This window comes from uncultured Thioclava sp., from assembly GCF_913064665.1.
GTDB lineage: Bacteria > Pseudomonadota > Alphaproteobacteria > Rhodobacterales > Rhodobacteraceae > Thioclava > Thioclava arctica.
In genome coordinates this window covers 23842-46201 of record NZ_CAJYBT010000029.1, presented here as the reverse complement: position 1 = coordinate 46201, position 22360 = coordinate 23842, and the positions used below count along the sequence as shown (strand labels likewise).

20 protein-coding genes and 3 pseudogenes are annotated in these 22360 nt (G+C 58.7%); 15 read left to right on the top strand and 8 right to left on the bottom strand.

Features of this window, described 5'->3' with window-relative positions:
• On the bottom strand, positions 1–420 hold a 420-nt coding region (locus QZ571_RS12750), incomplete at its 3' end, for a hypothetical protein (RefSeq protein WP_295535390.1).
• Here QZ571_RS12750 and QZ571_RS12745 point away from each other — a divergent pair.
• Positions 370–1221 (top strand): annotated as a pseudogene (locus QZ571_RS12745) (IS3 family transposase); the annotation flags it as partial. The gene QZ571_RS12750 and the pseudogene QZ571_RS12745 sit on opposite strands and share 51 nt — an antisense overlap.
• A 56-nt stretch (positions 1222–1277) precedes the next feature.
• Here the strand turns inward: QZ571_RS12745 and QZ571_RS12740 are convergent.
• Complete coding sequence (locus tag QZ571_RS12740) at positions 1278–2012, bottom strand: HAMP domain-containing sensor histidine kinase (RefSeq protein WP_295535385.1); 735 nt, start codon at positions 2010–2012, stop codon at positions 1278–1280.
• Positions 2013–2088: 76 nt separating this feature from the next.
• Positions 2089–3564, bottom strand: coding sequence for an extracellular solute-binding protein (locus QZ571_RS12735; protein ID WP_295535381.1), 1476 nt, complete (start codon positions 3562–3564; stop codon positions 2089–2091).
• A 122-nt stretch (positions 3565–3686) separates the two neighbouring features.
• Here QZ571_RS12735 and QZ571_RS12730 point away from each other — a divergent pair, with 122 nt between their 5' ends.
• On the top strand, positions 3687–5639 hold the full coding sequence (locus QZ571_RS12730; protein WP_295535379.1) for an ATP-binding protein: 1953 nt from the start codon (positions 3687–3689) through the stop codon (positions 5637–5639).
• Between the two features lie 24 nt (positions 5640–5663).
• The gene (locus QZ571_RS12725; protein WP_295535376.1) at positions 5664–6125 is read left to right on the top strand and encodes a response regulator; all 462 of its coding nucleotides are present in this window, start codon (positions 5664–5666) and stop codon (positions 6123–6125) included.
• A gap of 100 nt (positions 6126–6225) precedes the next feature.
• Here the strand turns inward: QZ571_RS12725 and QZ571_RS12720 are convergent.
• Positions 6226–6640: pseudogene (locus QZ571_RS12720) on the bottom strand (integrase core domain-containing protein); the annotation flags it as partial.
• Positions 6641–6803: 163 nt separating this feature from the next.
• Positions 6804–7051: pseudogene (locus tag QZ571_RS12715) on the bottom strand (IS3 family transposase); the annotation flags it as partial.
• A gap of 237 nt (positions 7052–7288) precedes the next feature.
• On the opposite strand from QZ571_RS12715, the gene QZ571_RS12710 reads away from it, so the two are divergent.
• On the top strand, positions 7289–8071 hold the full coding sequence (locus QZ571_RS12710) for a response regulator (RefSeq protein ID WP_295535388.1): 783 nt from the start codon (positions 7289–7291) through the stop codon (positions 8069–8071).
• A gap of 521 nt (positions 8072–8592) precedes the next feature.
• Here QZ571_RS12710 and QZ571_RS12705 read toward each other — a convergent pair.
• Positions 8593–8847, bottom strand: a complete 255-nt coding sequence (locus tag QZ571_RS12705) for a hypothetical protein (protein ID WP_295535374.1) — start codon at positions 8845–8847, stop codon at positions 8593–8595.
• 405 nt (positions 8848–9252) lie between these two features.
• Here QZ571_RS12705 and QZ571_RS12700 point away from each other — a divergent pair, with 405 nt between their 5' ends.
• From QZ571_RS12700 to QZ571_RS12650, 11 genes are all read left to right on the top strand, one after another.
• Positions 9253–9942 (top strand): MotA/TolQ/ExbB proton channel family protein, encoded by a 690-nt coding sequence (locus tag QZ571_RS12700; RefSeq protein WP_295535371.1) that lies wholly within the window; start codon positions 9253–9255, stop codon positions 9940–9942.
• Positions 9942–10322, top strand: a complete 381-nt coding sequence (locus QZ571_RS12695; protein ID WP_295535368.1) for a biopolymer transporter ExbD — start codon at positions 9942–9944, stop codon at positions 10320–10322. The genes QZ571_RS12700 and QZ571_RS12695 overlap by 1 nt, the downstream gene beginning before the upstream one ends.
• Positions 10322–10732 carry a biopolymer transporter ExbD gene (locus QZ571_RS12690; protein ID WP_295535365.1) on the top strand — a complete coding sequence of 137 codons (411 nt, stop codon included), beginning with the start codon at positions 10322–10324 and terminating at the stop codon, positions 10730–10732. Before QZ571_RS12695 ends, QZ571_RS12690 begins: the two co-directional genes overlap by 1 nt.
• Positions 10729–11544 (top strand): energy transducer TonB, encoded by an 816-nt coding sequence (locus QZ571_RS12685; RefSeq protein ID WP_295535364.1) that lies wholly within the window; start codon positions 10729–10731, stop codon positions 11542–11544. The genes QZ571_RS12690 and QZ571_RS12685 overlap by 4 nt, the downstream gene beginning before the upstream one ends.
• A gap of 67 nt (positions 11545–11611) precedes the next feature.
• Positions 11612–12796: a M20 aminoacylase family protein gene (locus QZ571_RS12680; protein WP_295535363.1), complete on the top strand. Its 1185-nt coding sequence runs from the start codon at positions 11612–11614 to the stop codon at positions 12794–12796.
• A gap of 50 nt (positions 12797–12846) precedes the next feature.
• Complete coding sequence (gene moaA, locus QZ571_RS12675; protein WP_295535361.1) at positions 12847–13854, top strand: GTP 3',8-cyclase MoaA; 1008 nt, start codon at positions 12847–12849, stop codon at positions 13852–13854.
• Entirely contained in the window at positions 13851–14282 is a 432-nt protein-coding gene (locus QZ571_RS12670) for a hypothetical protein (protein WP_295535359.1), read from the top strand. Before moaA ends, QZ571_RS12670 begins: the two co-directional genes overlap by 4 nt.
• Before the next feature lie 63 nt (positions 14283–14345).
• A complete protein-coding gene (locus tag QZ571_RS12665) occupies positions 14346–14804 on the top strand; it encodes a D-galactarate dehydratase (RefSeq protein ID WP_295535356.1) in 459 nt (152 codons plus the stop codon).
• 18 nt (positions 14805–14822) lie between these two features.
• On the top strand, positions 14823–15263 hold the full coding sequence (locus tag QZ571_RS12660; protein WP_295535353.1) for an isoprenylcysteine carboxylmethyltransferase family protein: 441 nt from the start codon (positions 14823–14825) through the stop codon (positions 15261–15263).
• A gap of 287 nt (positions 15264–15550) precedes the next feature.
• Complete coding sequence (locus QZ571_RS12655) at positions 15551–17125, top strand: Re/Si-specific NAD(P)(+) transhydrogenase subunit alpha (protein ID WP_295535350.1); 1575 nt, start codon at positions 15551–15553, stop codon at positions 17123–17125.
• A 13-nt stretch (positions 17126–17138) separates the two neighbouring features.
• Complete coding sequence (locus tag QZ571_RS12650) at positions 17139–18614, top strand: NAD(P)(+) transhydrogenase (Re/Si-specific) subunit beta (protein ID WP_295535347.1); 1476 nt, start codon at positions 17139–17141, stop codon at positions 18612–18614.
• Positions 18615–18794: 180 nt separating this feature from the next.
• On the opposite strand, the gene QZ571_RS12645 is transcribed toward QZ571_RS12650, so the two are convergent.
• Both QZ571_RS12645 and QZ571_RS12640 read right to left on the bottom strand, forming a co-directional pair.
• Positions 18795–20885 (bottom strand): ATP-binding cassette domain-containing protein, encoded by a 2091-nt coding sequence (locus QZ571_RS12645; RefSeq protein WP_295535344.1) that lies wholly within the window; start codon positions 20883–20885, stop codon positions 18795–18797.
• 6 nt (positions 20886–20891) lie between these two features.
• Positions 20892–22076 (bottom strand): substrate-binding domain-containing protein, encoded by a 1185-nt coding sequence (locus tag QZ571_RS12640; RefSeq protein WP_295535341.1) that lies wholly within the window; start codon positions 22074–22076, stop codon positions 20892–20894.
• Positions 22077–22360 lie beyond the last annotated feature (284 nt).

The window sequence follows — 22360 nt, the reverse complement described above, 5'->3', positions numbered from 1 at the left end:
GGTGGAGAGGGACAGGGGGGCGGCGACACGAGGGGCGCGGAAGCGGAGGGCGCGTAAAGCGGGGGGAGACGGGGCGGGGAGGGCGGCGTTGGTGTCGGCCAGGGGGTAGCGCGCCGAGATGGACTGCGTGAGATCGAGTCGTCCGGTGACGATCAACCTGAAGAGGTCCACGATGTCGGCGCGGTCCATGCGTTCACCGTCGACCTGGGCGTGCAGGACGCGTGAGATCAAGTCCTCGCCCGGTCGTTCGGCGCGCTCGGCGATGATCGGGGCGAGGTAGTCCTGGAACTCGAGGTGCGCCTGCCGACCGAGCCGGCGCAGTTCGGCGTCGGTCCAGAACCCGGCCATCATCGCGTTGTACCACCCGAGGAACATCGGCAGGTCGCTGGGCGGGCGATGGGCCGATGCTTGGGCATCCAACCGGGCGGCTTCTACGCTTGGCTGAAGACCCCGCTGAGCAAGCGGGCCCAAGAGGATCTGCGGCAGACCAGGATGCTGAAGGAGGCGTGGGTCGAGAGCGGCAAGGTCTATGGTCACCGCAAGCTGCACGACGACCTGATCGAACAGGGCGAAAGCATCTGCGTGAACCGTGTTGCCCGTCTGACGAAGCGGGCTGGGATCAAGGCTCAGATCGGCTACAAGCGCCGCCCCGGTGGGTATGGCGGCAGGCCGTCGGTCGTCGTCGATAACACTCTCGACCGGCAGTTCGACGTGGGGGCACCGGACAAGGTCTGGGTCACCGACATCACCTACATCCGCACGCAGGAGGGCTTTGCCTACCTGGCGGTCGTCATCGATCTCTTCTCACGCCGCGTGGTTGGTTGGTCGATGCAGAGCCGGCAGACTACGGACGTTGTGTTGCAGGCTCTGCACATGGCCGTCTGGCGCCGCAAGCCGAAGGCAAAGGTTCTGATCCATTCGAACCAGGGCAGCCAATTCACCAGCATGGACTGGGCCGCGTTCCTGCGAGGCCACAATCTGGAGCATTCGATGAGCCGTCGCGGAAACTGTCACGACAATGCGGTTGCCGAGAGCTTCTTCAACCTTCTCAAGCGCGAAAGGATCAGGCGCCGGACCTACAAAACCCGCGAACGGGCCCGGCAGGACGTGTTCGATTACATCGAGATGTTCTACAACCCGAAGCGCAAGCATGCGAGAAACGGGATGCTGTCGCCCGTCGAGTTCGAACGGCAGCGGAAACTGAGACCCGAAGGCGTCTAGAAAACGCGGGGCTATTCAGGTTGCATGCAGGGCGCATGCTAACAAGCCGCATTCGTTCAAATCTTAAAACACATTTCCAAACAGGTATGGCGGTCACCGTCGGTCATTGCCCAGCCTAAGTGCCCCCCATAAAATTCAACAATTTTGCGAACGATCGCTAGGCCCATTCCACTGCCTTCAACTTCATCGCGCGAATTAAGGGTTGTCATGACGTCAAAGACCCTAGATCGATGTTGTTCGGGAATACCCGGCCCATCATCATGTACAGAAATTATGCATTCGTCGCCACTTTGCCGGGACGAGATATGTATGGCGCCATCGTCTCGATCGTGATGCTTGATCGCGTTGGAAACGAGCGCTGAAAGCAAGGTCAAAATATCCCGATCACCCATATGAATGGATTTGCATTTGAGATTGCTGGTGATTTGAAAACCTTTCGGTATAGATAGTTGTGCGCATACATGTTGAATTGCATCCACCAAGCTGACGGATTGCACTGTTTGCTTGCATCCAACTCGGGAATAAGTCAGCAAATCTAAAAGCATCTGATCCAATCGACGCGTGTGGATTTCCATGAGGTCGAAATTTTCCGCGACGGAACCATCGATCGGGTAACCTTCTGCGATTAAATCTTCCTTAATCCACTGAGGCAACTCAAACAATGCCCTTACAGAATTGCGAACATCATGGCTAAGCAATTGGACGAATTCTTCGAAGTCCTTCGAATCACGAGTAGGGCTCGTGGCCCTCAATTCGGATTCAGGCATACGTCCGTTATTTTGAATGCTCATCTGTTTACTCCGCGTTGGGAAGTTGTATTTTCATGAATTGAATGTCAAATGTCCGATTAATGGGTTCCCATCTCAGTTACATAATGTCCCTCAACTCATCCCTGATTTGTTTTGGGTATTTGGCGCGCAACTGCGCCCATCGTGTTTTTTGCGCAGGACGTCCCGAGCCATTTGTAATCAACTGCCATCGTTGGGCAACACGCTCAAGAGCCGTTCTCGGAGTAACTTCCCGCGCCAAAGCACGTGTTAACCATTCGCTCAACACGCGAAAATACTCGCCCTGATTTTCTAGGTAGAGATCGGGAATGGCCGATTCCAGACTGGCGCGCTGCACTGTCAGAAATTCGGGTGAGTAAGCAGATTTTATCCCTTCATCCTCATAGTGCTCAGGGCGGAAGGGATCAAAAAAACCATCGCTCTGCCGGACGGCCAGCGTCGACATTTGAGGCGTGGATGCAAACAGAGCGAATAAATAGGCAATTTCAGGCAGGTCGCTATTGCTGGACACAACATAATTCCAGCCCCAATTGAAATATGGTGTAATCAACAGTTTTTCGTTGACGATCCCCCCCGGTGTTGGGCCAAAAACCATGTTGCCGCGCATGTTTGAACTCTCGCCGTTTAGATATTTTTGAGACCCGCCCCACCCGATGTTGCAGAACACATCGCCACGGCTGTAGCGCTCCCAGTTTCCAAATAACCCTAGTTGAGACGTTTCTGGATGCAGGTAGTCCGTCGCTCGTATCATCTCTTCCAAAGCTTCTACACCAGCGTCGGATGCGATTTGTGGCTGCATCTCAAAAGAGAATGGCCAGATGCCTTTTGCATGAAACCTGACCCACCATTCCCATGCAAGGTAACTCGGTGTTCTGAACAACAGCCCGCCCCATTGCCCTTCATCTGGTCGATTGAAGAAGGCCATTTGTTGATCAAGTTCACGCCATGTTTCAGGTTTTGACAAGACCTGCCCGAAGGCGTCTTCATAACGCGCCCGTTCGTCTGGATTCTCTAGCATACCTTTGTGATAAAACATGGTATAAGCATCGCCGTCCGTTTGAAATCCGTAGATTTCATTATCGAAACTGTCGCCGACGCCAAACAGGATGTCCTCACGAAAACCTTGAGGCTCATAGCGCTTTGCAAACTCAGTGATAGGTATAATTGCACCGGATGCGACCAGGTCAGGCACGCCAAATGTCGCGGGTAGGGCAACGTCGTAATTCTTAGAATTGCTGAGGGCATCAAGGGACAGTTCTGTATTGATCTCATCAACGGGTGTTTCAAATGAGAGAACTTCGATTCCGGTCATCGATTGGAAAACAGATATGATGGGGTTCACATTTCCACCCGATCCGTTTGGTAATAGTAACCGTAGCTTCAGTTGCCGCCCACCTGCCAGCTCACGCACACGTTGCGCCACGACTTCATGTAGCGACCGATCTGATGCGGCCGCACCAGACGATGGGCAGAAGGAATAGGCCGCTGATGCAGCCATGCCCAAGATCGCGTTGCGGCGGGTGAAGTTACCGCCTTCTGTTTGCCCTTTGGTCATTTTTAATGCTGTTCCTGAGTTTCATGTGTGAGCCAGAGGATTGCGCAACATCTTTAATTGTTCATTAATTTGTCATCGCTAAGTTTGCCGAACAATCCACCCAGATGTACGCAGGGGCTTAGATGTCAGGGCAGAAATCTTTCCAAATTGCGCCCGGCATCGTCCTTCGGCTTCGCATCGTATTCCTAATGATTTCCATTGTTCTGTTTGGGGCATTGGGTGTTGGCTTTTTCCAGGTTCAGTCGCTGAATCGGTCTGTAGATCTACTGACCCTTTCTTCAATCCCGGTTTTTGTCAGGGCAGAGGAAACCGAACGAAGCCTGAAGAATTTGTTGCTCCTTTTACAAAAGATTGAAAGCGCCGATCAGCTTTCTGAGCTCAATCCTTTGAGTGAAAGGCTGACGGTGAGACTGTCGATCTTGCATGCAAACACTCAAGAGTTTTCCGACGGCGGCCCTTCGGAAGATGTTGTAGAAAAACTAACAGAGGCTCTTAACAAGATTTATCTTGGGTCAGCTGAAATTCTGGAGACAAAAACTTCTATAATACTGCATGAAGAACTACTAAAACAAAGAATTGAAAAGCTGGCAGTACTTCGCAAAACTATGCGGACGCTTCTGGAAGACTTGTCCTATGAGACAGCTTCTGCAACGAATCGCAATTATCAGGTAGATCAGCCTGACGGTGTGGTTGGCCCCAATATGAATGAACAGAACTTCAATCAAGAGCTGGTATTGGCTTATGCAATAGCGGCAATAACCTTGAAATTTGAATCGATTATAGATGCTGCCTTGGGGTTGTCTAACATCTCGGATGCAGGTGAGCTTGAAAGGGCTGAGCACACACTTCGCTTTAAAATGAGAGGAATTGTTGTCCTTATCGGACAACTACAGGAGAGCGCGACTAGGACAGGCATGGCCGGTGAAGTCGTGAAAATGCGTGACCATCTTTTTGGTGATACTGGTGTTGTCAAAGAAGTCGAAGAGCTGCTGGCGCGCCGCGCCGCTCTCGATGTTCAAAAAGTTGAGCAATTCGTTCCAGCTGAGACTATTTCAGTCTTGTCGAATCAACTAACTGCAGTTGCGCAAGGCCAAATCGATGCGGCCAGGCAAAACCTTACAGCGGTGACTGAAAGAATGATCGTCATTCTCGCTATCGCAAGTTTCGTTTCTTTTTTCGCAATCGGTTGGGCATTGGTTTTTATTGTGGAAAGACAAATCAACAAACGGATGGCAAGCCTGACCAAATCGGTCCTTGCGATTGCTGCAGGCGAGACCACGTATGATGTTGACGTAACCGGTCCGGATGAGCTGGGATATATTGCAAGCGCGCTTGAGGTGTTCAAGATGAACGCACAGGAGTTGCAGCGTTCCAACACAGAACTGGAAAAATTCGCTTATGTTGCGGCACATGACCTACGTTCTCCGTTACGGGCAATTCAAGATTTGGCCGATTGGACCTTAGAGGACAGCGATAATGTATTCTCATCTGAAGGTCGCGAAAACATGGCGTTGCTGCAGCGGCGTATCGGGCGGTTGAACCAGTTGCTATCTGATCTTTTGGCCTATTCCCGTGTTGGAAAAGAGGCCGATGATCTGACCGAGCTTTCGATCAAAGGTATCCTCAAGGAAACTGCTGAATTGCTCGATCCAGATGATCGTTTCCATATCAGATTTTCGGGGTCGTGCGACTCTGTCGTGACATATGCAACACCGCTACGTCAGATACTACTCAATCTGGTCAGCAATGGTATTAAACATCATGATCAGCCAGTGGGTTCCATCAAGGTGGATACACATATTAGGTCAGGTCGAATAGTCTGTTCTGTTCAGGATGACGGGCCAGGAATTTCGCCGAAATACCACGACAAGATATTTGGTCTTTTTCAAACCCTTCGCTCACGCGATGAGGTTGAAGGAAGCGGGCTTGGCCTCGCTATCATTCGCAAATTGCTAGAACACTACAGTGGGTCAATCTCGATTCAATCTGATCCTGAGCGTGGACGAGGTACCATATTTACATTCGATTTTCCGGAAAAATCTGAGGATGTAAATTCAATCAACCAGGCCGCGTAGGCCAATTTGATAAGGGCACTAAAAATGGTAGCAACACAACAAGAAAAATCCTTTGATGTTCAGACGGCCCCGGTCAAATTCCTGATCGTCGATGATGATGTGGTCAGTGTGATGGCTGTGAAGCGCGCGTTAAAGAAACTTAAAATCATCAATCCAGTGACAATAGCCAGAGATGGCCAACATGCGCTGAACATCTTGCGCGGCGATTGTGGCGAAGATTCTCTTTTGTCTCCCTATCTTGTGACGCTGGACCTCAATATGCCACGCATGAACGGCTTTGAGTTTCTGGAAGAAGTACGCAAAGATCCAAAGTTGCACCCTGCCGTAATATTTGTGCTGTCCACCTCCGATGCACCAACGGATGTCGCTGCAGCCTACGAAAGCAATATTGCGGGATACATCGTGAAAGACGATCTCGGCGACAGCTTTGTGAAAGCGCTCGAGATGATTGACGCCTATACCAAAGTTGTCGAAATGCCGCGCTAGGACATGACATTTTTACATTTTTAGGATCGCCTCTCACAAATGGATGCTGACAGCACTGTTGGCGTGCTCCCATTAACTCTTAAGTGGTCCAAGTTAATTGTTAGTGCATGGTTAGCCTTTGATCTATCGGGACGAAACTTTCTGATGCGGCCAGTCGGTATCGGAGGGCGCTGTGCGGCCTGACCGTATTGTAGGGGGGGGCGCCATCGTTCGATCAGGATCTGTGCCGCGCGCGGCGTCGAGCTGACCTCACCGGTCAGCAACGCGTCCCGGAACCGAGCATTGAAGCTCTCGCAGGAGCCGTTTTCCCAAGGTGACCCTGATGCGATGAAGGCTGTTTTGGAGCCCGCCGCTCCGATCCAGGTGCGCACCTTCTTGGCGATGAACTCCGCGCCATTGTTTGATCTTGTGACCTCAGGCGGGCCGCGTGAGGCATGAACAGATCGGCTCAAGGCGTCGAACACGTTGACGGAATTTAGCTTGCGTTTGAGACGGATGACCAGCGCCTCCTTGGTGAACGCGTCACTCGACCATTGCCCGGCAGGCGATTTGCATCGCAAATCTGCCGAGTGAGGCGCTTGTGATTAACATGCCAGCCGCTGGTGTTCAGCATCCCGGTAATCATGTGGGTATCCCCTCACGGCGACGCAAGTATCGCTTGGCGGACAGTGCATAGCACCCGAACTCTCGCGTCAGCTCGATGATCTCCTCGGTCAACCGTTCTTCGTCTGGCAGGTCATAGCGAACCTTTCGCTGCGTGGAGGGGGCCTGCCGCACGTGATCAATACACCTACGGCGGCGGGCAGGGCTCAGAAGTTTCCTCGGGCGGCCTCGGTCAGTCCCCTCTTGTCCAGCGTCAGATCTGATACCGCACGTCTGAGCCGGGTAGTCTCGGTCTCCAGCTCCTTCAGCCGCTTCAACTGATCCCGGCTTCTGCCCCCCTTCGCCATTGTCACTCAGGCCAATGTCGTGACATGGCTCAGTCCTTGCGCCATCGGTAGTAGTCTGCTGCGTCCTTATATCGAGTTCAGGCAGTTCGGGACGTCACATATTTGTAAGGGATGTCGCTTCAATTAGAGCGATCCCCGGTGTTTTTTATACTTTTTTCATGAAATTACCCTTTAATACCTTAGAGATATTAGTGGAGTGTATCCTTGACCAGTATGCAAAAAATCCAATTCAAGGTTCAGAAAAACACAATCAAAATACCAGATTTTGCGAGAATTCTGATCGTCGACGACCAAAGGTTCGATCGGGCCCGGCTGCGGCGCATGTGCGAGGGACTCGAATTCGAGGTGGATATCTACGAAGCGGATTCGCTTGAATCACTGGGCACCGCACTAGAACTCAATACGTTTGACTTGATTTTTCTGGACTATCACCTTCCGGAAGGCAGCGGATTGCTCGCCATTGACGCCATCGAGCTTGATCCGCGCAACCGCCACGCTGCCACAATCATGGTAACTGGCGACGGTAAGTCCGAAGTCGCAATCGAGGCGATGAAAAACGGGTGCAGTGACTTTCTGGTCAAGGACGATTTGTCTAACGAAACCCTGCGAAGAGCCACGATCAACGCCCTGCAAAAGGCAAGTCTTACCCGTTCTGTCGAAAGCCACGAGGTTGTGCGTCACAGGGTCGAAGCTGTCCTTGATAAGTTCACCAAGGAATGTGCTGTTGAAATGAAGCCCTTGATCACAAAAATGATGCGTCACGTTCGTGACCTTAACTCAGCAAGGGCGGACGAAAGCAAGTATAATGCTGCGATCAAACAAATCTCAAATTCCTGCGAGCGGTTGTTCGATTTCATGAGCGATTTGGAAGATCATGAACGCAAGGCTTTTGCGTTGGGTGAGGCGGGTGAAATTCTTTCGCAACAGGGGAAGGTGGAGGAATCTCAAGAGCCTGCTATCAAGAAAAGCAAGCTATTCGGGCGGCATCCCGCCTGAAAACCGGCCGCCCAACAAGACCCGTTCTACAGGTCGTATCTGTAGCGTATTGCCGATTTGTACAGCAGAGCCGTGTGCATGATCTGTCCCCCGCGGGTCCTAAGTTTGTCGCGAGATTCCGCGAGTTTGTGCCCTGCCTACGAATTTTGGATCATCGGACGCTGGAGTTTTCAGGGGGGCGGGCAGGCAGAGCAGTCATCAAGCCCCACGCGCATTGCACAGTCTCACCAGTCGCAAGGGGCGGTCCTTGGTACGCTTCGCAGATGAGGCGAATTTGGCGGCGCTTGGAGGAGACGTTTAGACCGAGGCGAAGGTTGGTGAGATCAACAGGCAGCGCTCCAACCAAGCGTATTCCCCAAGGAGCATTGGCGTGCCACGCGTCGATGACAGGCGTTTTCCGAGGGGCGTTATCGTTATCCATCGCAATAGGTTGCACTGGTGTGATATGCGCGCCACTGGCCAAATTAATTGGGGGCGCCCGCATGCTGCAGACGCCCCATGTCTATTCACGGCAGAGGAGATCAGCCGTCATGTCTGGGCGGGGCGATATTGTCGGGTGCCTGAAAGACGGTCACTGGCACAATATCAGTCGGCTCCAGGTGCGCGCGCTGCAATTCCTTGTTGGAATAAACCGTGCTCGCTTCGACTTTGGCAGTGTCCGTGGCGGTGACGCCGTTCGGGAAAGAGGCGTGACGTTCGTGCGTCTGATTGCTCGCAGCGGAAGCGGAGCCTGCGAGGAGCGCAAGAACGGCGGATGTAGCGATGATATGTTTCATGATAGTCTCACTCTGTAATCTAGGGTCGAGGGTCTTTCCCTCTCGCAACCCCATATGGCGTGTTATTTTGCAGAGTAAACGGAACTTTTGCTTCTATTGTGTGCATTTGCGCACCATTTGAGTGTCAGACATCAGGGGTTGAAAACGGCCCCCACCTCCCTAAGCGCCCGCGCAGCGCAGCTCTGTGGCGCAGCAAAGAAGCGCCATGCAGTCCTTGGGGTAAATGCGAAGGCGCGTAGGGGGTGGCGGCCCCATGTCTTCCCCCATTTCTATGCGGAAACCGGACGTTTCCAACGGCTGACGCGCCTGCGCAGAGTTGAAAGGCGTGCCAGACTGTGCGACAGCAAAACGGACGCGGCGCGTTGGATTTGGCGCGCGACACGCTTCGCAACCAAGGGAGACGCAATGGCCGACATCAGCCAGATACCGGGCCGTTTGATTGACGCGCTCAGCCTTGGCGGGCCTGCGATGTGGGCGATTGCGGCGCTGTCGGTGTTGTCGCTGGCGCTGATCTTATGGAAAATCTGGGATTTATCGATGGCGGGCGCGTGGTCGGGTGGCGCGCATACCCATGCCGCGATTGCGGCTTGGGAGGCGGGTGATATCGCGCGCGCCGAGGCGGCTTTGGCGGGGCGGCGGTCTTTACGCGCGCAATTGGCGCGCCGAGCGATGGCGGCGCTGCAAGACCCAAGCCTTGATCGCGCCAGTGCCGAGGCCGAAACCGCCCGCGCGGCACGGGCGTTGCTGATCCGGGCGCGCTCGGGGTTGCGGGGGTTGGAACTGGCGGTGGTGATTGGCCCGCTTTTGGGTCTGCTGGGCACGGTTGCCGGAATGATCGCAGCCTTTCGCGCCTTGCAAGAGGCCGGGGTTCAGGCCGATCCTGCAACCCTTGCGGGCGGCATCTGGGAGGCGCTTTTGACGACGGCGGCGGGTATGGGCGTCGCGATCCCGGCGCAGATCGCGCTGTCGGGATTTGACGCGGTGGTGGACCGGCTGCGCCATGATCTTGAAGACAGCGCGACGCGGATTTTCCTACGCGCACCGCGCGACGTTGCCCCCGCTGCCAAGGCGCCGGGTCGCGCCGCTGCCGAGTGATGTTTGCCTTCGATACCCCCCGTCCGCGCAGGCGCGCAGCCCTGACGCCGATGATCGACGTGGTGTTTTTGCTGTTGGTGTTTTTCATGCTGGCCTCGCGCTTTGGCGTTGAGCGCACGCTGGATCTCTCGATTGGCGGGGGGGCGTCTGCGCACTGGTCTGGCCCGCCGCGACTGGTAGATGTGGGGGCAGATGGCGCGCTGAGCCTCAACGGCGTCGCGATTGCGCCCGATGATCTGGCGGTGCGCTTGAATGCGCTGATGGCCAAGCCCACCGATCCGGTGGTGATCCGGCCCAAGGGCGGAAATTTACAAGATGTGATCGCCGTGATGGAGCAGTTGCGCGGGGCAGGGATCGCGCAGCTCGTGCTGGTGCGCTGATGCGGATCGCGCCGCCCCCCCGCCGTGCGCTAAGCGAGCCGCTTCTACCGATGATCAATGTCGTGTTTCTGCTGCTGGTGTTCTTTTTGCTGGCCGCTACGCTGGCGCGCCCCGCGCCTTTCGCTGTGACCCCGCCCGAGGCGCACAGCAACACCGCGCCCGACTCCGGCGCGTTGATGCTGTATCTTGATGCGCAAGGCGAGGCTGGTTTTGGCACGGCGCGCGGCGCGGGCGCATTGGTGGCATTGGGCCAAGCGGCGCAAGACGCGCGCGCGCAATGCGGGGACTGCGCCGATACCTTGCAATTGCGCGCCGATGCGGAGGTGCCCGGCGCGGCGCTGGCCGACCTTCTGCCGCAGCTGTCCGCGCTTGGCTTTCGCGATCTCGCGCTGGTGGTGCGCGCGAAATGAGCGCGCGGGTCTGGGCCTTTGGGGGCGCGCTGGGCGGGGCTGTGGCGCTGCATCTGACGGTGTTTGCGATCTGGCAGCCCCCCGTTGCAGGCGGGGCGCAATCGGCGGGCGCGCAAGGTGCGGATCTGGTGGCGATCACGCCAGCCTCGGCGGCGATGGCCGCAGTTGTGGCCGACTGGGAGCGCCCGCCGCAGGCTGCAGCGGCCCCCAAGCCGCTTGCGCCGCAAACGGATGAGGCGACGCCCTCAGCCCCTGCACCAAACGATCCGCCTCTCGCCAATGCCGCGCCAACTGCGCCCGCACCCCCGCAACTGCGTGAGACCCCGCCGCCGCCGCAAACGGTGCCGCCCCCGCCCGAGATGCCGCGCCCGGTCGCCAAGCCCAAACCCCAACCGAAACCGGCCGCTAAAACCGCATCGAAAGCCTCGCGCGCCTCACAGGCTGCGCCCGAACAGCAGGCTAAGGGTGCAGGCGGGGGCGTGGCGGCGGGTCAGCAGGGCAAAGCCCGCGCGGCGACGCTGTCTCCGGGCCAGACCCGCGCCGCAATGGCCAGCTGGGGAGCACAGATCCGCGCCCAGATCGAGCGCGCCAAGACTCCACCCGCAGGGGCCGGCGCGGGGCGGGTGATCGTGATTTTGCGCGTCGCGCGCACGGGACAATTGCTGTCGGTCTCGCTGGCGCAAAGTTCGGGCAACGGGGCGCTGGATCGCGCCGCTGTGCAGGCGGTGCGCCGGGCCGGGCGGTTCGCGCCAGCGCCCAAAGGGCTGGAGGCGCAAAGCTATGCGTTCGACCTGCCGATGGCGTTTCGCTAGCGCTTGCACGCGCATCGCGCGCAGGCCAAGGTGGGCGCGAATTGTCCTAATCGCAAAGCTGTATCCCATGCCGATCAAGAACCGTTTCGCCGAATTGCTGCCCGAGATCATCGGCTGGCGACGCGATTTTCACCGCCATCCTGAGCTGGGCTATGATCTGCCGCGCACCTCGGCGCGCGTCGCGCAATTGTTGCGTGCGTTTGGCTGTGACGAGGTGGTCGAGGGGATCGGGCGTTCTGGCGTGGTTGGCGTGATCGAAGGGCAAGAGGTTGCGACCAAAGGGGCGAAGGGCCCGCGCGTGATCGGTCTGCGCGCGGATATGGATGCGCTGCCGATTGTGGAACAAACCGGGCTGGAGCACGCCTCGCAGAGCAAGGGCAAGATGCATGCTTGCGGCCATGACGGGCACACTTCGATGCTGCTGGGCGCTGCGAAATATCTGTGCGAGACGCGGGCCTTCGCAGGCCGCGCCGTGGTGATTTTCCAACCCGCCGAAGAGGGGGGGGCAGGCGCGCGCGCGATGATCGAAGATGGCTTGATGGAGCGGTTCGCCATCGACGAGGTGTATGGGCTGCACAATATGCCGGGCATGGAGGCGGGCCATCTGGGGGTGCGCCCCGGCGCGATGATGGCTTCGGCGGACTTCTTTACAATCCGGGTGATCGGCAAGGGCGGTCATGCGGCCAAGCCGCAAGAGGTCACCGATCCGGTGGTGATCTCGGCGCAGTTGATCCTGGCGCTGCAATCCATCGCCAGCCGCGAGGTCGACCCGTTCGATCCCGTGGTGGTCTCGGTCACCACGCTCAATTCGCAAAGCGAAGCGGATAACGTGATCGGCAATGAGGTCATGTTGGGAGGCACGGTGCGCGCGATGTCGGCAGAGACCCGCGATCTGGCCGAGCGGCGCTTAGGTGAGATCAGCCATGGCGTCGCGACGACCTATGGCGGGCAGGCGCAGGTCGAGTATCTGCGCGGCTATCCGGTCACGGTGAACGATGTGGAGTGCGCCGAACATGCCGCGCGCGTGGCCGAGCGGGTCAACGGCGCGGTGGATCGCGATGTTGCCCCGATGATGGGGGCCGAGGATTTCTCTTATATGCTTGAGGCGCGCCCCGGAGCCTATCTTTTTCTTGGCAATGGCGACAGCGCGCCGCTGCATCACGCGCAATACGAGTTCCACGACGAGGCGATCCCTTATGGCGCAAGCTGGCTGGTGGGGATGGTCGAGGATCGCCTGGCTGCGCCATCTTGAACCATACGCGCCCCCTTGCCGCGCGTCGCCCCGAGGCATAGTTTCACCCCATGGATCACGCGCCCCTCATCGACCCGTTCGCCCGCCCGATTTCCTATCTTCGGGTCTCGGTCACCGACCGCTGCGACTTTCGTTGCACCTATTGCATGGCTGAACACATGCAATTCCTGCCCAAGAAAGAGCTGCTGACGCTGGAGGAACTGGACCGGCTGTGCTCGACTTTCGTCGGGCTCGGCGTAAAGAAGCTGCGCATCACCGGCGGTGAACCTTTGGTGCGCCGCGATATCATGACGTTCTTCCGCACCATCTCGCGCCATCTCGACAGCGGGGCGCTGGATGAGTTGACGCTGACCACCAACGGCTCGCAATTGGCGAAATTCGCGCCCGATCTTGCCGCGTTGGGAATCAAACGGATCAATGTGTCGCTGGATACGCTGGATTCGGACAAATTCGCCGCCATCACCCGTTGGGGGCGGCTTGATCAGGTCAAGGCGGGGCTGGAGGCGGCCAAGCGTGCCGGGCTGCGCGTCAAGATCAACACCGTCGCGCTCAAGGGTTTCAACGAAGATGAGCTGTTTGACCTTGTTGATTGGTGCGCCGCTGAGGGGTTCGATCTGACCTTCATCGAGGTGATGCCGATGGGCGAGATGGGCGAAGAGATGCGCCTTGATCAATATTGGCCGCTGTCTGATTTGCGCGCCCGACTGGGGGAACGCTTTACGCTGGAAGAGCTGAGCGAAAGCACCGGCGGCCCGGCGCGCTATGTGCGACTTGCACAAACTCAACAAAAAATCGGCTTCATCACGCCTCTGACGCATAATTTCTGTGAAAATTGCAACCGTGTGCGCGTGACGTGCACGGGCGAGCTGTTCATGTGTCTGGGCCAAGAAGATAACGCTGATCTGCGCGCCCCGCTGCGTGCAAGCACTGAGGATGACGCGCTGGTTGCGGCCATTCGCGCCGCGATTTCGCGCAAGCCAAAGGGCCATGATTTCGACTATTCCCGCCAAACCGTCGCGGGCCAGATGACTCGGCATATGAGCCATACCGGCGGATGAACGCGCGGTGCTCTCGGGCATTGCGCGCGGCTTTGACGGGGGTCGCGGGCGCGCTGATCGTGGCGCTTTCAATCTGGGGTCAGAGCGTATTTGTGCCAAGCGCTGCGCTGGCCGCCTATGCCCCTGCGCCATTCCCTGTTTTGCTGGATTGCTTGCGTTTCTGCGCAATGCTGATTTTGCCTTTGGCGGTTTTGGCCGCGCTTTCAGGGCCTTGGCCGTTCAAGCTGTTGGCATATCTAATGTTAGCGCTGGGTTGGTATTGGGCTGGAGACCGGGTGGGCGCAACATTTCCTGCGCCGGGCGGTGGCGGCTGGCTGCCCGGCGAGGCATTCACCGCGCTGATCTATGAGCCTATAATCACTCCGGTTCTGGTGCTGCTTGGCATCGTTGTGTTTCGCCAAATCCTGCGCGGGTTGAACCGGGGTTAAAGTGCCATTTGCGCGCGCGCCGCGATGCGTTAGGATTTGTTCTGGATTTGAGGAGTTTTTCGGATGCGTGGTTTGTTAAGTATGGGATTGGTTTTGGCAGTGGCAGGCTGCGCGCAGCTTGGGATCGGGCCCAAAACGGACGCCCCAGCCTCGATGCCCGCGCCTGGCCGGATCGCGCCGGCCCCCAAACCCACGGCGAATAGCGCTGCAGCGTTTGACACCACAACGGCGGCGCAACGCGCCGAAGCGGCGCAAAAACCCGCCACCGGTGAGGCGAAACTAGGCGTCACAATTGCCAGTCTTGGCGATCCGACCGATCCGGGGTTCTGGATGCGCACGGGATTGGTGAGCGTTGAGAGCAAGGGGCGTATCGAAAACCCGAAAACCGGGAAATCGGCCAAGGTGACGCTGATCCCCACGGGTAAACCGGCGGGGGCGGGTTCGGAGGTGTCGCTGCCTGCGCTGCGCCTGCTTGAGGTGCCGCTGACCGAGCTGCCTGAACTCACTGTTTATCGCCTGTAACGGCGCGAAAGGATCAAGTTGCTGCGCGAGATCGACATCCCGCCGCTATGGCTGGCGCTATTTGCCGCGATGGCGTGGAGCATCGGGCAGGCTGTGCCGATTGATTTTACGCTGGATCGCCTGATTGGCGGGGCGCTGATTGGCATGGGACTGGTGCTGATGGCGGTCGCGGCGGGGCAGATGGTGCTGCATCACACTACGTTCATTCCGCGCCGTGACCCCAGCGATCTGGTTACCTCGGGCGTCTTCGCCCTGACGCGCAACCCGATTTATCTGGGCGATGCGCTGGTGCTGACGGGGCTGTGCCTGTGGTGGAATGCGGCCCTCGCGCTGCCCTTGGTGCCCGCCTTCATGTGGCTGATAACAGTGCGCTTTATCATCGGCGAAGAGGACCGGATCGGCGCGCGTTTCGGTGCGACATATGCCGATTATCGCGCGCAGGTCCGCCGCTGGCTTTGATCGCTGCCTGCGCCCAATTGCTGCATCTACAAAAAATCTCCGCGCGTTTCCGGGTGGATAGCGTTGCGCAGGCCACGCTAAAATTTTGATTTTATAGCGGAAATTCGAATTGAGAACGGTGTGCGATTGTATACATTTATGTCGTCGGGCCCCTGTTTTGCAATAAGAACATTTTAAAGGCAGTCGGCGCTTGTGAAACATTATTGCGCAGTGTTATTCAGGGCTTCGCCAGATTACAGGCCCGCGCCAAGCCTTTGCCGTGGGTCGCTATCCAAGGGGGAGTTACATTGAAAGTCGGAGCTCCAAAGGAGATTTTCGAAGGTGAAGCCCGCGTCGCGATGACGCCGGACTCTGCGCTGCAACTGCAAAAGTTGGGTCATGACTGCTTCATCGAAACCGGTGCAGGCGTAAAAGCCGGCTTTACCGATGCCGCCTATGAGGCTGCCAATGTCACCGTCATCAAGACGGCGACGGCGCTGTTCAAAGAGGTGGATTTCGTCGTCAAGGTCCGCCCACCCACCGACGCCGAGGTCAAACGCCTCAAGCCCGGTCAGACGCTGATCTCGTTCTTCTACCCGGCGCAGAATGAAAAGCTGCTCAAGGCGGCGGAAAAGACCGGCGCGAATGTGATCGCGATGGATATGGTGCCTCGTATCTCGCGTGCGCAGAAAATGGATGCGCTGTCCTCAATGGCCAATATCGCGGGCTACCGCGCGGTGATGGAGGCGGGCAATAACTTTGGTCGCTTCTTTACCGGACAGGTGACGGCGGCGGGCAAGGTGCCTCCGGCCAAGGTGTTGGTGGTCGGCGCAGGCGTGGCGGGTCTTGCTGCGATCGGCGCTTCGACCTCGCTTGGCGCCATGACATTCGCGTTCGATGTGCGTCCCGAAGTGGCCGAGCAGATCGAATCGATGGGCGCAGAATTCGTATATCTCGATTTTGAGGAAGCCGCGCAGGATGGGGCCGCGACAGGCGGTTACGCCGCGCCCTCGAGCCCGGAATTCCGCGAAGCCCAGCTTAAGAAGTTCCGCGAACTTGCGCCCGATATCGACATCGTCATTACCACCGCGCTGATCCCGGGCCGCGATGCCCCGGTGCTGTGGACCAAGGATATGGTCGAGGCGATGAAGCCCGGCTCGGTGATCGTTGACCTTGCGGCCGAACGTGGCGGCAACTGTGAATTGACCAAGCCGGACGAGAAAATCGTGACCGACAATGACGTGACCATTGTGGGCTACACCGATTTCCCGAGCCGGATGGCGTCGCAAAGCTCGTCGCTTTATGCCACCAACATCCGCCATATGATGACCGATCTGACGCCGAAAAAAGACGGCGTGATCGTGCATAACATGGAAGATGACGTGATCCGTGGCGCAACGGTCGCCTATCAGGGCGAGATCACCTTCCCACCGCCACCGCCGAAAATTCAGGCGATTGCGGCCAAGAAGCCGGCCGAAAAGCCCAAAGAGCTGACGCCCGAAGAACGCCGCGCCGCCGAGGTGGCCGCGTTCAAGGCGCAGACCAAGAACCAGGTGACCTTGCTTGTCGTGGGCGCGGTGCTTCTGCTTGCCGTGGGGCTGATCGCGCCGGCCAGCTTCATGCAACACTTCATCGTCTTCGTGCTGAGCTGTTTCATCGGCTTCCAGGTGATCTGGAACGTCGCGCACAGCTTGCACACGCCGCTGATGGCTGTGACCAACGCGATTTCCTCGATCATCATCTTGGGCGCGCTGTTGCAGATCGGATCGGGAAGCTGGCTGGTGATCGTGCTTGCCGCGCTGTCGGTCTTTATGGCCGGGATCAACATTTTCGGTGGCTTCATGGTCACGCGGCGCATGCTTGCCATGTTCCAGAAATCGTAAGGGGGCCGAGACAATGGAAACCGGATTCTCGACCGCTGCCTATGTCGTTTCGGCAGTTCTCTTCATTCTCTCGCTGGGCGGGCTTTCGGGCCAAGAAAGCGCCAAACGCGCCGTCTGGTATGGCATCACCGGCATGGCGCTGGCGGTTGTCGCGACGCTGATCGGGCCGGGCTCTGGCCTGTGGTTGATCTCGGTCGTCATGATCGCGGCGGGTGGCATCATCGGCTGGTTCGTGGCCAACCGCGTGCAAATGACCGAAATGCCGCAACTGGTGGCCGCGATGCACTCGCTCGTCGGTCTGGCGGCGGTGTTCGTGGGCTATAACGCCTATCTCGAAATGGCCAATGTGATGGCGCTCAAGGCCTCGCTGTCGGGCACGCTGAACGAGGCGGGCATCGCGGCGGCGCTACACGAACGCGGTTTGCGCGGCTTTGCGGCCCTGCTGGCGCATAAAGCGCCGGTCGAGCTGTCGATCCTGCGCGTCGAGCTGTTCCTTGGCGTGTTCATCGGTGCGGTCACCTTTACCGGGTCGGTCGTGGCGTTCGGCAAGCTGGCGGGCAAGCTTAGCTCCAAGGCCGAGAAGCTGCCGGGCGGGCATATGCTCAATGCCGGGGCTGCGATTGGCTCGGTGCTGTTGCTGATTGCCTTCCTGAACGGGGCAGGGGTCTGGGCGCTGTTGCTGATGACGCTGCTGGCCTTCTTCATCGGCTATCACCTGATCATGGGCATCGGCGGCGCGGATATGCCGGTGGTCGTCTCAATGCTCAACAGCTACTCGGGCTGGGCGGCGGCGGCGATTGGTTTCAGCCTTGGCAATGATCTGCTGATCGTGACCGGTGCGCTGGTTGGCTCGTCTGGTGCAATCCTGAGCTACATCATGTGTAAGGCGATGAACCGGTCCTTCGTGTCGGTCATTTTGGGCGGGTTTGGTAACACCACCGGCCCCGCGATGGCGGTCGAGGGCGAGCAGATCGCGATTGACGCCGATGGCGTTGCCGCAGCTCTGAACGAGGCCGATAGCGTGGTCATCGTGCCCGGTTACGGCATGGCGGTGGCGCAGGCCCAGCAGGCGGTGAGCGAGCTGACCCGCAAGCTGCGCGCCCAAGGCAAGACCGTGCGTTTCGCCATTCACCCGGTTGCCGGGCGTCTGCCGGGGCATATGAACGTGCTCTTGGCCGAGGCGAAAGTGCCTTACGATATCGTGCTGGAGATGGACGAGATCAATGATGACTTCCCGGAAACGGATGTGGTGATCGTCATCGGCTCGAATGACATCGTGAACCCGGCCGCCCAAGAAGATCCGAACTCGCCCATCGCGGGGATGCCGGTTCTTGAAGTGTGGAAGGCGAAACAGGTCTTTGTGTCTAAACGCGGTCAGGGCACCGGCTATTCCGGCATCGAGAACCCGCTGTTCTACAAAGAAAACACGCGGATGTTCTATGGTGATGCCAAGGCGTCGGTGAACACGCTGCTGCCGATGATCGACTGATCGCGGCGCAGATGGATTGGATGGGGCGGCCTTCGGGTCGCCCTTTTTCATGGGGCGTGAGACCCTTCAAGGGGAGGTATCGTCCGTGCTGGTCGCACGCGCCAAAGGTCACAGCCCGCATCGCAACGAAAAAAGGCCCCGCACTCGGCGGGGCCTTTCCAATATTTTGCGCAGGGCGCCTTAGCGTGTGGTCTCGCCGCGTCTGCGCACCACCACATCGACCGTGATCGAAGCCAGCAGCACCAGCGCGGTTGCCATCAGCTGCACCGCAGCGGGCAGCCCCAGCAGCGCCATGCCATTGACGATGGCCGCAATCACGACCCCGCCCAGCACCGCATGCAGCGGATGGCCGCGCCCGCCAAACAGCGACGTGCCCCCGATCACCGCCGTGGCCACGACATACAGCACGATCGTGCCGCCATCGAAGCTGGTCGAGATCGAGCGCAGCCGCGAGGCGTAGATGATGCCTCCCATGCCCGCCGTGGTGGCTGCCAGCGTAAAGGCTGCCGTGCGGATCAGACCCAGCTTGATGCCCGCACGCCGGGCGGCCTCGGCATTGCCACCTATGGCCAGAACGTAGCGCCCGAATTTCAGCTTGCCGAGCAGGAAGGACCACACGATCAGCACACCAAACACAATCGGGATCACCCAAGGCATCCCCGACAGCGGAAAGCGCGCAATCCCGCGGTTCATGTTCGAGATCGTGACCAGCACAACCCCGGCCACAACCGCCAGCGCGATTTTGAGCAGCGTCAACCCCAGTGGCGGAGCAACCAGACCGCTGGCGCGGCGCTTGGCGTCCTTGCGATAGGTGAGGGCTGCAAAAACCGCCACGGCCACCCCGGTAAACACCCAGCCCATCAGCGGGCTCAGCGTACCATTGGCAAAGTTGTTGATCGTATCTGAGGCAATTGGCACCGTGCCGCCCGCGCCCAGCAGTTGGATCATCAGCCCGTTAAAGCCCAGCAAACCCGCCAGCGTCACCACGAAAGAGGGCAGGCGCAGCTTGGTGATCAGCAGGCCCTGGAAAATCCCCAACACCGCCGCGACACCCAGTGCCACGATCACCGCCGCCCACCACGGCCAGCCCATGCCCGGCGCGACCAGCAGCGTCGCCACCGTCGCCCCGATACCTGCGACAAAGCCCAGCGACAGGTCGATCTCGCCCAGAAGCAGCACGAAAACCTGTCCCATCCCGATCATCATAAAGACCGAGCCCTGAACAAGCAGGTTCACAAGGTTGCCCGAGGACAGGAATTTATCGTTCTGGAACTGGAAGATCGCCGAGATCAGCACGAAGCCCAGCACAACCGGCAAGACCCCGCTTTCGCCTGCCTTCACCCGTGACCAGACCCGCGCCATGTAGCTGGCAAAGCTTTCGGCCTCGCCGGTGCTGACCACGGCGGCAGGGCCGCTATCGCCAGACACCGCGCGCGCTTCGGCCACGTCCTTGGCGTTTTCTGCCGCAATCGAGGGCGCCGCGCGCCCCTTGCCGGGCTCGACCACATGGTCCGATTTGCCCGTTGTCATCAACTCGACCACACGCTGGGTGTCGTAATTGTCCATCGGCCCCTGACTGACCATCTCGCCCAGCCGCAGGATCGCGATATTGTCAGCCACCGCGAACACATCGTTGAGGTTGTGCGAGATCATCACCACCGCCAGCCCCTGATCGGCCAGACGGCGCACCAGTTGCAGGACCTGTCCGGTCTGGGCCACACCCAGCGCGGCGGTGGGCTCGTCCAGGATCACCAGTTTCGAGTTCCACATCACCGCCTTGGCGACCGCAATCGACTGGCGCTGCCCGCCTGAAAGCGAGGCCACCGGCTGGCGGATCGAGCGCAATGTCGTCACCCGCAGCCCGGCCAGCGTCTCGGCGGCGGCGCGTTCCATCGCGTCCTCGTCCAGCATCCCGTTGGTCAGGATTTCACGGCCCAGAAACATGTTTTGGACCACATCGAGATTGTCGCATAGCGCAAGGTCTTGATAGACCACCTCAATGCCCAACTCGGCACTGTCGCGCGGATTGCGCACCCGCACGACATTTCCATCCCATTCGATCGTTCCGCCATCGGCCTCATGAATGCCGGCGATCGTTTTGGTCAGCACGGATTTGCCCGCGCCATTGTCACCCACCAGCGCCGTCACCTGACCCGGGCGCACGTCAAAATCGACGCCGCTCAGGGCCTGCACCGCGCCGAAACGCTTTTCCAGGCCCCGGATGCGCAGAATCGCATCCTGGGGCCCGGTCCCATTACCCATCTCGTTCATTGGCTATCAGTTCCCGATACCAGCGGCTTTGCACGCAGCGGTCGCATCGCCGGTGCAGAGCTTGGCCACATCCACGAACTTGTCCTTCACGACAGTGTTGGCGATGGTCTTCGCGGTGACCCAGATCGGCACCATCAGGATCGAGGGCACGTCTTTTTTCTGCGCGCTGTCCATCGTTTTGCCGTTGATCAGGCCTGCGGGCGGGGTTTCGCCTGCGCGCACATAAAGCGCGAGTGCGGCGGCGGCTTGGGCCTCAAGATAGATCGGTTTGTAAACGGTGCCGCACTGATAGCCGGTGAGGATGTTTTGCAGCCCCGTCAGCGTCGCGTCCTGACCCGTGGTCGGGAAGGTTTTTGGCGGAACCTTCAGCGTCTTGAGATACGAGATCACAGCGTTGGCGTTGTCGTCATTGGGCGTCACGACCGCGTTGATATTCTCATGCGCGGTGAACTGCTGCTCAAAGGTGGTGCGTGCAACCGAGGGGTCCCAGCTACCGGCAGGCTCGCCCGCGTTCTTATAGGTGCCCGCGTCGAATTTCGGTTTGAGAACGTCCAGATAGCCTTGCTTGAACAGCGTGGCATTGTTGTCATCAGGAGACCCCGCCATGACAAGGATATCGGGGTTCTTGACCTGCCAATCGCTCAGGCATTGTTCCATGCCCTGACCGATCAGCTTGCCCACCGAGACGTTGTCAAAGCTGATATAATAATCGCGCGATCCGCCCACCGTCAGGCGGTCATAGTCGATCACGGCCACGCCGTGTTCCTTGGCGTATTGCTCAACCGCAGCGCCGCCGCCCGACGAGATCGGGTCCAGCAGCAAAACCGTCGCGCCTTGGCTGATATCGGTCTGCGCCTGCGTCAGCTGATCTGCCTCTGAGCCCTGCGCGTTCGAGACGATCAGGTCACTGCTTGAAAGGCCCGCCATATCGAAAGCTTTCTTCAGATAGGGCTCGTCAAACGAGGTGTAGCGCGCCGAGCTGGCTGTATCGGGCAGCAAGACGCCGATCTTGCCCTTACCCTTGGCGGTGACGTCCTTGAGCTTGGCCATCGCCGCGAAATCGGCGCCGAAATCGGATGCGCTCACGCCTTGAGCCTGCGCGGCCATTCCACATAGGCCAAGCGCGATCGCGCTGGTTCCTGCAAGCCGGATCATTGCCGAAACCGGCGAAAGATGGGTGCGTTTGGTCATAAGAATCCTCCAGAAGCCGGGTCATTTCCTCCTCTGCCCAACCCCGCTTCGGATCAGGTTTTGTTCTGCGCAACGCAGCAGGGTGCGTGGCCCGGCGGGGCACACCCTGTTAGCGATATCATGGTGCAAATCCCGCGCGCGCAAAGGGCGCGGCCACTCGCGAAGGGTCAAGAGTCTGTGTTGCTGCGCTGCAGCATCAGGGGCCCGTATGCGCATTGGTATCGGGCCCGCAGATCGCGCGCTTGGCGCGCCCGGATGTGGCCGCCCTCTTGCCCCCGCGCCGC